This is a genomic window from Saccharothrix deserti, from assembly GCF_009769385.1.
GTDB classification, from domain to species: Bacteria; Actinomycetota; Actinomycetes; order Mycobacteriales; family Pseudonocardiaceae; genus Actinosynnema; species Actinosynnema deserti.
On sequence record NZ_VKAB01000090.1, the window covers coordinates 1 to 12,011 of the forward strand.

Consider the following 12,011-nt stretch of genomic DNA (forward strand, 5'->3'; position numbering starts at 1 on the left):
GTCCTCCAACGGACCCGCGGCCACCGGGCACGCCACTCGCGCCATCAGTACCTCACCTGCCCAGTCGATCGACCTGCTGGCACAACAACACCACAACCGATCAGTCTACCAAGTTAACAAACTACCGCTACAGAGGTTGAATCGTCAGGGTTAGGTCGGCCTCGACATCGCTGTCGATCAGATGGCGGGTAGCCATGTTGAGCTGACAACATGGTTCCATGGTGCAGTGGATCTTGGTGAGTTCGCCGTGCGCCGCGCGAGTGAGTCGGATGTGGAGACGCTGGTCGGGATCGACTCGGTTGCGGCCGAGGGTGACGGCCGGCGGCGGGCGAGCATCCGGAGGTGGTGCCGGGAAGGCCTGGTGGCCGTGGCCGAGGGTGCGTCCGGACCGGTGGGCTACTGCGTGGTGGAGTACACCTTCTTCGAACAGGGCTTTGTCACGATGCTGATGGTGGCGTCCGGCGCCCGTGGCCGAGGTGTCGGTGCGCGTCTGCTCGAGTCCGCTGAGAGTTCCTGCACGGCTCCGAAGCTGTTCACCTCGACCAATGTGTCCAACCAGCCGATGCAGCGGCTGCTCCAGCGCGCGGGATGGAACCCGGTCGGCCTGCTCCATGGCCTGGACGAGGGCGACCCCGAGTTGTTCTACCTGTGCCCGCGGTAAGGGAGACCGGTGGCATCCGGTCTTCGGTGTTGGTGACGACAAGGCCGCAAATTCGTCGATACAAGAGGTTGGGTGGTCGGGATTACGGCGGTTCCGGGTCGAGGGTGAGGCCGGTCTGGGCGAGGAAGCCGGCCAGGAGTTCGGGTCGGTACTGGATGCGTTTGAGCCGGTTGCGCACGATGGCGGCGAGGTGGTCCACGCCGGTGACGGCGAGGTTGCCGAGACTGCGTTTGACGTGGGACCAGACGCCCTCGGTGGGGGTTGAGGTCGGGCGCGTAGGCCGGTAGTCGGATGACGTGCAGCCAGTCCCGGCCGGTGACCAGTCGTCGCATCGCGGTGCTGATGTGGGTGTTGAGGTTGTCCCGGATCACCACGATCTCGGCTTTGAGGTACTGGTGGGCGGCGTCGAGCAGGGTGACGTAGTCGGCCTCGGCGAAGCTGCGGTGTTCGCCCTTGCGGGCGCGGTGGACCTTGACCCGGTACAACAGGTGGGGGCGTTGTCCGGGTTCGGTGCCGGGGCGGACGCAGAACAGTCCGGCGACCGAGATGCGGCCGGATCCCCTGCCCGACACCGGAATTACCGGGGTCTGCCCGCGCGGCGCCCAGGTCCGTGCCTTCGGCGGCCGTAGCGTGTGACCCGCCTCGTCCTCGAAGCAGATCCACGCCCCACGCGCGGCCGCTGGCTTTTTGCCTGCCGCCATGCCTCCTGTCGCCACGTCATGACGGCCTCCTCGTCGCGTTCGATCAGCCTGTGGGCTGAACCCCATGCGGTGCAACAGAAGTGACACGCCACGCAAGGTGTACCGGATCCGGAAGAGTCGGGCGATCATGTCCGCCACCCTCGCCAGGGTCCACCGCTGATCCTCGGTGTAGCCGTGCGCGGCCGGCCCTTCCTCCAATGCCGCGGCCAACCGGTCCAGCTGCCCGGCCGACAGTCGACATCCCGTACCCGACGGGCCCTTGGACGCCAGTCCCGACTCGCCCCCTCGACCAGCCATCGCCGTCGCCACACGTACACCGCGTTGTGCGACACCCGCACCCATCGGCCACAGTCAGCCCGACACGCCGTGACCTAACCCTGACGATTCAACCTCTGTAACCGCCCAACGCATCCTCACCACCCACCTAAACCCTGGCAACGATGCCGATCGCCCCGTAACGGCCTTCTGGGCAGACACCGACCTCGATCTCACTGCCGCAGTCCTCATCGACTGGAACATGCGTGGCTGCCTCCTAAGGAACGCTGTATTCGAGATGGCTACCTTCACTGGATACGCCGGATTCAGCGGAGCAAACGTTCACTCAGTACGCCCTGTTCAACCAAGCGACATTTAGCGAAAACGCCCTGTTCAGCGAAGTGACGTTCACCCAGGACGCCGAATTCGACGGAGCGACGTTCGCCGGAGACGTCAAGTTCAGCGAAGCGACATTCACCGAAGACGTCCTGTTCGGTGGAGCAACGGTCCGCCACTCTCCGCCCGAATCGCCGTTTAACGTCCCGTGGCCCGCCGGATGGCGGCCTTCGTCCGACCACACAGCCATCGAAGGTCGCGAGGGCACTTGGCATCACCTTTTGGAGGTCGAATCCGGGCCCGACCACTCCGACGACTCAACGTCCGAATCTGCTGGCGACTGATCCCCAGACTGCTCCCGACAGTAGGCCTGACCTGGCTCGTTCAGGCAGTGGGGTCGCGACGGCGCGATGTTCCTCCTGCGGTTCCCGGCCTTCTCGGACGGTTCAACGCGGGTAGCCGTAATCGCCGTACAGGCGGACGAACCTGGCCGACGTCAGCACGCGCCGGCGCTCCAGTCCTCCGGCCACCCGCACGAACAGCACCACCTCCTCTCCTCCGCCGGGCCCGATCGGCTGCACGAGCCGGCCGCCGACGCGCAACTGCTCGACCAGCGGAGCCGGCACCTCCGGAAACGCGGCGGACACGACGACCGCGTCGTAGGGCGCGTGCTCGGGCACGCCACGAGTGCCGTCCCCGACGCGCAGTTCGACATTGCCGATCCCGAGTCGGGCGAGGTTCCCGCCGGCCTGCCGCGTCAGGTCGGCCCACAGTTCGACGCTGACCACGTCCCCCGCCAGACGGGCGAGCAGTGCGGTCTGGAAGCCCGACCCCGTGCCGATTTCGAGCACGTGTTCCGTCCCGGTCAGCGCCAACGCGTCCAGCATCGTGGCCGACAGCGACGGCTGCGTGGCCACCTGACCGTGGCCGATCGGCAGCGGTGTGTCGTAGTTCGCCGACGCGACCTCGTCCTCGGGCAGGAACTCGGCGCGGGCCGTGCGGCGGATCGCGTCGAGGACACGCCCGTCACAACCGCTGCGCGCGCGCACCGTCCGCACCAGATCCTCCACGGACCGTTCCACGCCATGCCCGGACATGGCCACCCACTCTGTTCGAAGCGGTCGGGGCCTTCCCATTGTCCCGCTACGCGCGCCGTCGGGGTGTCCCGCTCTCGGCAGCGGTGTTCGGAGCCACCAATAGCCGGAGCGCTCCCGAGCGCGACACCGGTACCTGCAGACGAGTCGGCACCTCACGGAGACGACCAGGTCAAGAGCAGGAAACCTCGCGGCGATCTCGAGGAACCGCTCCTGCATCGAACGGGTGATTCACCAGCTCGGAGTCAATGCTGAGCTGCTGTTTCCAGTAGGGATTGGCTGGCGTGTCCGGCCTGGGTACGGGAGGGGTCACGGAGCGATGGGGAGGCGGGAGACGCTTCAGCAGCGGCGGATGAAGTACGGGCTGAGTCAGGAACGCCTCGGCGAGAAGGTCGGCGTCAACGCCAGGACCGTGCGCACCTGGGAAGCAGGCACCAGCACCCCACTGCCCGAACAGCGCCCACCCCTGGCCGACGCACTCCACGTCACCATGGACGACCTCGACCGACTCCTCACCGGACTCCCGATCACCGAACCGCACGGCGTTCACTCGACAGGCGAACCACAGGGGGTCACCCGTCAGGAGCAATCACACGGCACACCACCGCTGGACGACGCCGCGCTGCCCAGCGGCCGGTCGGTGATCGGGGAACCGGTCGATGTGCATGCGCTGATGTCCGCGGCGGCGCGTCGCGCACTCGACTTCGGCTCCGTACTGGCGACCACCACGGTCGACGACCCCGACCTGGACTGGCTGGCGGTGTCACTGGCGGAACTGGCCACCGCCTACGTCTACACCCCCGCGGTCGACCTGCTCCCCCGCATCATCAGTGTCCGCGACGATGCGTTCACGCTGATCCGTCGGGGGATGCGGCCCCGCCGGCTCCGCGACGCCTACCTCGTCGCCGGGACAGGGTGCCTGCTGCTGGCCTCCGCCTCACAGAACCTGGGCAACCCCGCCGCCGCCCGTGCCCAGTTGCACACCGCCGAGCGCTGCGCCGAAGCCGCCGACAGCGACGCGCTGCGCGTGTGGGCGCGCGGCAGCGCCGCCCTGGTCCTGGAATGGAGCCCCACCCCGGCCGCGACATTGAGATTCCTCGACCCTGCCTCCCTGAAAGCGGTGGGGACGCAGACCATCCGGCGCACCGTGGCCCTGCAGGCACGGGTGAGCGCACGAACAGGCGATGCCGCGCGGACCCGCGACGCCCTGTACGCACTGGAGACGCTGCCCGACCGGCACGATGAAATCAGCGCCTTCGGCGGGATCTTCACCTTCCCGCACACCAAGGAGACCTACTACCGCGCCGGCACCCACGACCTACTCGGCGACCCCGCCTCCGCGCCCACGACGCGCTCACCGCCTACGCCGCCGCACCCGAGCAGGAGCGGTCCTACGGCGACGTCGCACCCGCCCGCAGCTGCCTCCGCCAGCCCGCGCCACCCACGGTTCACCGCACCCGGCGGTTGATCACCGACGTCGGCGGTACCCAACGCGCCCAGGAGCTGCTGGGCGACCTGCCCGACGCGCCCGCGGCGGCACGGTCGCTAGATTCGAGTGGTGATCGCACCGCACCGCGACAAGGACCCCGCCGGCCTCGTGGTGGACCGTGCAGCCCACCGGCTGGGCCTGGGGCACCAGCGGGCTGAGGAGACGGCCAAGCCCGGCTGGAGGTGTCGGGTGGCGTCGGCCCAGGGCCGGATGCGCACGCCGATCCCGATCCGGTCCGTTCGGACCAATTATTGGAAGGTGGCCAGGTCAGTGGAGCTTCGCAGCGCGCAGTGGTACGAGGGCCAGGACCGCAACGCCTACATCCACCGGGCGTGGATGCGGCGGGGTGTGCCCGACGACGCCTTCACCGGCCGTCCACAGATCGCCATCGCCAACACCGCCTCCGATCTGACCCCGTGCAACGCCCACCTGACCGAGGTCGCCCAGTCGGTGAAGAACGGCATCTACGAGGCGGGCGGCATCCCGCTGGAGTTGCCCGTGGTGTCGCTGGGCGAGACGCAGGTGCGGCCGACCGCGATGCTGTGGCGCAACATGGCCGCGATGGCCACCGAGGAGATGCTGCGGGCCAACCCCATCGACGGCGTGGTGCTGCTGGGCGGCTGTGACAAGACGATCCCGTCACTGCTCATGGCCGCCGCCTCGGTCGACCTGCCCGCCGTCGTCGTGCCCGGCGGCCCGATGCTCACCGGCACCTTCCGCGGCGTGCCGCTGGGCTGCGGCACCGACGTGTGGCGCTTGTCGGAAGAGGTCCGCGCGGGCTCGCTGTCCTCCGAGCAGTTCACCCGGTCGGAGTCGTCGATGATCCGCAGCCGCGGCCACTGCAACACGATGGGCACCGCCTCCACGATGGCGCTGGTCGCCGAGGCCCTGGGCACGGTCGTGCCCGGCGTGGCCGGCACACCCGCGCCGGACAGCCGCCTACTCGAAGCAGCCCACGGCACCGGGCGACTGGCCGTGGACATGATCACCGCCGACCGCCGGCCCAGTACGTTCCTCACCGAGGGGTCGTTCCACAACGCGATCGTGGCGCTGGCCGCCATCGGCGGCTCCACCAATGCCGTGGTGCACCTGCTGGCCATCGCCGGGCGCCTGGGGATCGGGTTGACCATCGACGACTTCGACCGCATCGGCTCGCACGTGCCGGTGCTGGTCGACCTGCTGCCCGCCGGGCGGTTCCTCATGGACGACTTCCACCGCGCCGGCGGCCTGCTCGCCGTGCTGCGCGAGGTGCGCGACCTGCTCGACCCCGACGTCCTCACCGTCACCGGCAAGCCCCTGGTCGACTACCTGGAGGACGCCCCGATCTGGGACCCGGAGGTCATCCGCCCCCGCGCCACCCCGTTGGTCGCGGAGGGCGGCATCGCGGTGCTGCGCGGGAACCTCGCCCCGAACGGCGCGCTGATCAAGCCCGCCGCCGCGTCCCCGCACCTGCTGCGCCACCGCGGCCGGGCCGTGGTGTTCGACTCGATCGAGGACTTCCACGCCCGGGTCGACGACCCCGACCTGGACGTGGACGCCGACTCGGTGCTGGTGCTGCGCGGGTGCGGCCCCAAGGGCTACCCCGGCATGCCCGAGGTGTCCAACATGCCGTTGCCCAAGAAGCTGTTGGAGCAGGGCGTGCGGGACATGGTGCGGGTCTGCGACGGCCGCATGAGCGGCACCGCCTACGGCACCGTCGTCCTGCACGTCGCACCCGAGGCCGCCGCCGGCGGCCCGCTCGCCCTGGTCCGCACCGGCGACGTCATCACCCTGGACGTCGAGGCCCGCCGCATCGACGTGGAGGTCTCCGACGAGGAACTGGCGGCGCGCACGCCGAACGAGGCCACGCTCGCCGGGTTCGCCGACCCCCGACGCGGCTGGGAACGGCTCTACGTCGACCACGTGCTGCAAGCCGACACCGGCGCCGACCTGGACTTCCTGCTCGGCTCCAGCGGCTCGGAGGTCAGCCGCGAGTCCCACTGACCCTCGGACACGGTCCTGCTCCACCTCGACCCGGCCGCGTCCGCTCCCCACCTGACGGGATCACCAATGACCACCAGGACAGCCCTCGTCACCGGCGGTGCCAGCGGCCTCGGCGCGGCCACCGCACAACTGCGATCCTCGGACGGCTGCCCGGCTCCCTTGGCGGCCAGGGAGCGACCGAGCTGCATCGGCTCCTCGCCGAGTGTGGCGGCCAGCTGCATTAAGTTAATCAGGGGGCTGAACAGCGGAGACCGCGCCTTTTCGATATGAGTGAGGGGCGGCCGTCGCGCTGGGCGTCGTTGACGGCTGAAGCTCTTACACCGTTGCTATCAGTGCACTGGCCGGTGCCTTCGCGCTTCACAGAGCGGAACAACCCTTCCGCCCCGACATCAACCATATAGGTGAAAAAGCGAACACACCCTTCCGTCCCAGCGTCAACCATATAGGTGAAGAAAGCGGGGTGAGTCACCAAATGATCGCTCTGCGGGGTAATGATGAGGCCGGGACGTCACGTCTCCCCACCCGCCCGACCGAAGCGGCCCCGTCCACCGGGGTCGCTGCGTGCGCGCGCCTGAGAACAGAGGAGTGGCCTTGACCGCACAACAGGGCAACGAGCACGAGACCGGCAATCTGACGCTCGGCGACGCGATCACGTCCGTATCCCCCCTCCCGTACCCGGTACCGACCCCGGACCAGAAGTGGGAGCTGCCGGGTGGCTTCGCATGGGTCTGGCACGGCGAGGGGTCGAGCGGCATCGAGCGGCCGGTCATCATGGCCGACGGGTTCAACCTGGGCAAGAGCGACCTGACCGTGCTCTACTCGGGCCTCGACCGGGACTTTCCGCTGATCACCAGGCTGCGGCAGCAGCGCAGGACCGTCATCCTGCTCGGCTTCGAGGAGCGCACCGCCTCCATCCTCACCAACGCCGAGGCCGCGCAGGAAGCCATCCTGCGCACCGTCGCCGAGCAGCAGGACGACACCCCGCTGACCGTCGGTGGCTTCAGCATGGGCGGCCTGATCACCCGCTACGCCCTGGCAAAGCTCGAAACCCAGCGCATGAACCACAAGACCGCGCTGCACTTCTCCTACGACACCCCGCACCGCGGCGGTGTGATCCCCATCGGGATCCAGGCGTTCGCCCACTTCATCCCCACCCTGCCAGGCCAGGAGAACCTCTTCGCCAAGCAGATCAACAGCCCGGCCTCGCGGCAGATGCTGTGGCGGCACTACAACAGCGCGGACGGCACCAGCCGGCAGGACCCGATGCGCACCGACTTCCTGCGGGAGCTGGAGAGGGTCGGCTTTTGGCCTGCGATCCCTCGTAAGATCGCCGTCGCCAACGGCACCGGCGACGGCACGGGCCTGGACATCTCGCCCGGCAAGATGGCCCTGAAGAGCACCGGTGCCATCGTCTTCCCCGGTACCACCTTCTACACCCAGGACGTCGGCGACCGCGTCACGGTCGCCGAGCTCAAGCGACTGCTGCCACCCGCCTCGAAGACCATCACGACCAACGGCTTCCCGCAGCTCGACGGCGCCCCCGGCGGCACCCTCGACTCCTACAAGATCATCGCCAAGGCGTTGGAGGACAAGGGCGGCAAGACCGACCTCCAGTACCCCACCGTCTGCTTCGTCCCCTCGGTCAGCGCCGTCGCCATCCGCGACATCGACAACCAGGACGACCTCTACGCCAAGATCGACCAACTCAACCCGAACGAGAGCGAGCTGGACGATTTCCGGTGCTCCTCCACCACCACGGCCCACACCGAAATCACCGCCGAGCTGTGTGACTGGATCGTGGACCAGCTCCCGGGCTGATCCGCCCGTAAACCCGTCACACGGTGAGGGTGCGCGACCACGGCCACACCCCCATTCCGGGCCACGTCAGGGGGTCGATGTCATTGAATGACCGACGCCCCGACAGTCGTTCGTCCTGGACAACGATGAGCTGACCCCATCGAGCTGCGGGTCGGCGAGCTGGGTCAGCGTGCCTGAACCGCATGGGCACTGCCTGAGAACAGCGCGCCGACCCCCGCCGCGAATGCGCCCGCAACTCCAGGCCACCGGCAGACGACCTCCGGGATGGCGGTATCCGGCGTTTCGCGCGCCTTGCCGGGATACGCGCCGCGCCAACTATCGCCGGGACTTTCCGCTACATGTCGATGGCCACGAGCGAGAAGCAGCAGACTCTGCACCCGGAAGCCGCCATGTACCGATGGTGGTCACAGGTCCGTCGGCTCGACAGCGCCTTCCTCACGGTCGGGAGGTACGTCGCACGGACCGTCGGCGGCCAGCGGCCAGTTCGACCACCGCCGGCGGTTGTGAACGGGCCTGTGGACCGTCGGTTCCGGCGAGTGGCCAGGACCGGCCGATGTGTCACTCGGCCGGGACCGGGCGAGCGGAACAGCGGCCGACCGACCCCGCCAGGGTCCGCAAAACCGAAAGATCACGTCCTCGCCGGACGGGCAGGCCAGCAGGATGACCGGAGGACACCGCCAGCTCGCGAACCAGCGGGGACCGGGTTTCGTGTCATCCCGCCGACCTCCACGAGGGCAACCACTCGCGTCAAGGGGGCAGACCCAGCCCAACCGTCCAGAATGGACAGAGGCGCCCCCCTTGACACGCGCAGTTGGGACGAACCAGGTCGGCGGGATGACACGAAGCCCCTCTATTGGTGCACTACAGGCGGTACTGTTTGTGAGTGATCTCCCGCCTCCGTGTGCCGGCCTATGCCGCGATCATGGGTGCGGCCGGTGCCTCGCAGGTCCTTGCTGGAATCAGCGCGACCATTACCGTTTGGCACCTGGCCTGGCTGGCATCCACGACGCTGACCGCAGCAACCGGCGGGCTGTTGGCGATGTGGCCTGCTTCCGGATCAAAAAAACGGTTTTCGAATGGGTACCGACCGCTCCTGATGTCAACCGTCAGCGAGAAGTCAGCGAACCAGCCGCCACCAGCCACGACGTAGCGGCACGAGGCAGCAGGAAACGCGAGGTCAGCGATACTGGATGCCGCAGGTCCGCACGGGTGTACCGCGTTGATCTGGTAGTGCTCACCGCTTCCGCCGCCGGTGGGGCTGCCGCCGTTGCGCAGGGGCGGGACGTTGATCCGGGTGTCGGCCTGGATGCGGTCGGTCGGGGATGCCGTTGATGCGGCCGAGTTCGTCCACGCTGGTACCGCGTGCGGCGGCGATGCCGGATAGCGTGTCGCCCCACTTGATCTTGTACGGCTCCCAGCCGGACGGCGCGGGCTGCGGAGCCCGTGCCGGGGCGGGTGCGCCGTCGAGACGAACGAGCCGACTGTCCAGTTGCCGATGATGGCGTTGCGGTCCACGAACCCGGTGAAACCGGGGACGATGCCTTCCTGGCTGTGCTGGTGGATCTCCAGCCGGGGGTGGCCGCGCCGACCTGCACGGTGTTGGTGGTGATCGACCCGGTCAGGCGGGTGACGCCATGGTCGAGTTGGGCCAGGCCGCGCACGGACGCGCCGACCGTGCGGTCGAGCCCGGCGCGGATGGTGACGGTGTGCCCGGACAGGCGGCGGCGCAGCGCCGTGAACTCGGCTTCGGCGGGGCCGAGTCGAGTTGTGCAGCAGCCGCATGGCGGTCCGGTCGCCCTCGCGGGCCAGCGCGGCCAGTCGGGCGCGGACCAGTGCGGTCTGGATCTGTGCGCCCAACGAGATGTCGGGTGCGCCGCGTTGGGCCTGGTTGACCTCCTCGAGGACGTGACGGCCGAGGCCCTGGAGGCTGGGCAGGATCGTGAGGTAGGCGTGGCCAACGGTTGCCAGAGGCGATCACGCCTCCCCCATCCACAGCGCGATCTCACGCAGCGAACGGACTTCCGGCTCCGGCTCACCCCCTGCCGGTGATCTGGTCGGGGTGGTAGCGCCGAGGTCCAGAGGTGCGGCGATGCCGGAATCGGTGACCTTGCCGCCCAGCGCGGTGGCGACGGTGGCCCACAGCAGCGTGACCCGGCGTTCCAGCGCGGCCAGGAGGACTTCGGGGCGGGTCCATCCGGCGTCGGGGCCGGTCGCGCGCCACACGGCGGCGTCGTCGGGCAGGTTGGCCACCAGGGCGCAGACCCGCCGGTACGAGAGGGTGCCCCGGTAGAGGTCGAGCAGGTCGACCCCGTACCGGAGGAGATCGGTTTCGAGGGCGGCGGGCGTGGTGTCGTCCGCCAGCAGGCAGGCGACGATCAGGGGTTTCCCCGCCCCAGCTCTCGCATGATGGTCTTGCTGAAGTGCTCGGCGTCCCCGGCTGTCCGCGCGAGGGTGCACCACGTCGCGTACTGCTCCTCACCGAGGATCATCCACAGCGACAGCAGCACCTTGCCCTGCTCCTCGACCTCGATGGCGTCCAACGGGAACTCGTCCGCCGAGGGCAGGACGAAGCCGCTTGCCGCGTCACATCACCGCGTGCTCGCTGCGCGGGCCGAGGGTCGGGGTGCCGGTGGCCTCACGGCGCTGGTTACGGCTCACGGGCGGCTTTTCCTTTACGTCAGACGGACTATGGGTCGGTGAGCGCTGCCGGGGCCGGTTCGGTGAGCAGCACGGCGGGGTCGTCGGTGAGCCACACGGCCAGGGTCATCCCGGACGCGGGCGCGAGGGCGGCGAACGTCAGGCCCCAGCGGGCTTCCTGCGTCCGGCTCCACTGCGCGTCCTGGGTCTCGGACACCTCGGCGCTCGGTGGACAGGCCCAGGCCGCTCCAGGCGGCGGCAAGCGGGGTGGTGGCGTCGGGCGGTTCCGGGGTGCCCGGTGGGGCGAGGGAGAGTTCGCCGGTACCGGGGACACGGACGAGGGTGGGGCGCAAGACCAAGGGGTGACCTCCAGGAGGGACGTGGAAGGGCCGCTCCCGGAGGTGGTGCCGGGAGACAGGCCTGCCTGGCTAGTCGATGGCGAGCGGGTGCGACGGCGTCACCGTCGCGGTGGACGACGTCCGACTTCATCCGTACAGGGCATGGATAAATACGCTCTTTGGCCCAATGCTCTGTAGGTAGCCAACGAAAGAGCAGGTGAGCCGCCGATGCGGACCAAGCTGGCACCAGTCACGGCGGCGGTTGCCGTCGCGGCCACGGTGCTCCTCGCGCCCATGTCCCACGCCGACCAGCCACAGGCCACGACCAGCCTCGGCGGCCACGCGCCCGCCGGGTGCGGCGACAGTCGCAACGACACGCCCCGCCAGATCGGTGGCCTCGGCGGCGTCCTCGGCGGCCTCGGCGTCCTCGACCCCCTCAGCGGCGTCCTCGGCGGCATCCTCGGCGGGGGAGGGTGAATCGCATCTTCCGATTCACCACCGCCGATCAAGCGCATGATCAATGTCGATGAAGCCTGGCGTTCATAGCCGCCTACCCGGAACGGATGGATGAACGTGTGCCCGTCAGGGACGGGTGGGTGTGCGGGCACGCACCGCGGCTGCGGCGGTGGCCAGCGGTTGGTCGGTGTGCGGGTCCAGCCCGCCGAGTGGGCCGGTGACCGGGGCTGCCGAGATCACGCC

10 protein-coding genes and 1 pseudogene are annotated in these 12,011 nt (G+C 69.1%); 6 read left to right on the forward strand and 5 right to left on the reverse strand.

Going from position 1 to position 12,011, the window contains the following annotated elements:
- Positions 1-226 precede the first annotated feature (226 nt).
- Entirely contained in the window at positions 227-661 is a 435-nt protein-coding gene (locus tag FM051_RS48435; RefSeq protein ID WP_158854553.1) for a GNAT family N-acetyltransferase, read from the forward strand.
- Between the two features lie 269 nt (positions 662-930).
- Here the strand turns inward: FM051_RS48435 and FM051_RS53840 are convergent.
- Positions 931-1,704: pseudogene (locus tag FM051_RS53840) on the reverse strand (winged helix-turn-helix domain-containing protein); the annotation flags it as partial.
- Between the two features lie 269 nt (positions 1,705-1,973).
- Between FM051_RS53840 and FM051_RS48450 the strand changes: the two are divergent.
- Positions 1,974-2,297, forward strand: coding sequence for a pentapeptide repeat-containing protein (locus tag FM051_RS48450; protein WP_274383910.1), 324 nt, complete (start codon positions 1,974-1,976; stop codon positions 2,295-2,297).
- A 102-nt stretch (positions 2,298-2,399) separates the two neighbouring features.
- Here FM051_RS48450 and FM051_RS48455 read toward each other — a convergent pair whose 3' ends face one another.
- The gene (locus FM051_RS48455; protein ID WP_238413222.1) at positions 2,400-3,023 is read right to left on the reverse strand and encodes a protein-L-isoaspartate(D-aspartate) O-methyltransferase; all 624 of its coding nucleotides are present in this window, start codon (positions 3,021-3,023) and stop codon (positions 2,400-2,402) included.
- A 343-nt stretch (positions 3,024-3,366) separates the two neighbouring features.
- Here FM051_RS48455 and FM051_RS48460 point away from each other — a divergent pair, with 343 nt between their 5' ends.
- The 3 genes from FM051_RS48460 (at position 3,367) to FM051_RS48470 (ending at position 8,337) form a co-directional block, all read left to right on the forward strand.
- Positions 3,367-4,515 (forward strand): helix-turn-helix transcriptional regulator, encoded by a 1,149-nt coding sequence (locus FM051_RS48460; protein WP_158854557.1) that lies wholly within the window; start codon positions 3,367-3,369, stop codon positions 4,513-4,515.
- A 231-nt stretch (positions 4,516-4,746) separates the two neighbouring features.
- Positions 4,747-6,519, forward strand: a complete 1,773-nt coding sequence (locus FM051_RS48465; protein ID WP_238413224.1) for an IlvD/Edd family dehydratase — start codon at positions 4,747-4,749, stop codon at positions 6,517-6,519.
- 591 nt (positions 6,520-7,110) lie between these two features.
- Positions 7,111-8,337 carry an esterase/lipase family protein gene (locus tag FM051_RS48470; RefSeq protein ID WP_202919491.1) on the forward strand — a complete coding sequence of 409 codons (1,227 nt, stop codon included), beginning with the start codon at positions 7,111-7,113 and terminating at the stop codon, positions 8,335-8,337.
- A gap of 909 nt (positions 8,338-9,246) precedes the next feature.
- Here the strand turns inward: FM051_RS48470 and FM051_RS52825 are convergent.
- From FM051_RS52825 to FM051_RS48490, 3 genes are all read right to left on the reverse strand, one after another.
- The gene (locus tag FM051_RS52825; RefSeq protein ID WP_238413223.1) at positions 9,247-9,852 is read right to left on the reverse strand and encodes a hypothetical protein; all 606 of its coding nucleotides are present in this window, start codon (positions 9,850-9,852) and stop codon (positions 9,247-9,249) included.
- Between the two features lie 459 nt (positions 9,853-10,311).
- Entirely contained in the window at positions 10,312-10,797 is a 486-nt protein-coding gene (locus FM051_RS51265; protein WP_202919492.1) for a hypothetical protein, read from the reverse strand.
- 226 nt (positions 10,798-11,023) lie between these two features.
- Entirely contained in the window at positions 11,024-11,191 is a 168-nt protein-coding gene (locus FM051_RS48490; RefSeq protein ID WP_158854559.1) for a hypothetical protein, read from the reverse strand.
- Between the two features lie 349 nt (positions 11,192-11,540).
- On the opposite strand from FM051_RS48490, the gene FM051_RS48495 reads away from it, so the two are divergent.
- On the forward strand, positions 11,541-11,789 hold the full coding sequence (locus tag FM051_RS48495) for a hypothetical protein (RefSeq protein WP_158854561.1): 249 nt from the start codon (positions 11,541-11,543) through the stop codon (positions 11,787-11,789).
- Positions 11,790-12,011 lie beyond the last annotated feature (222 nt).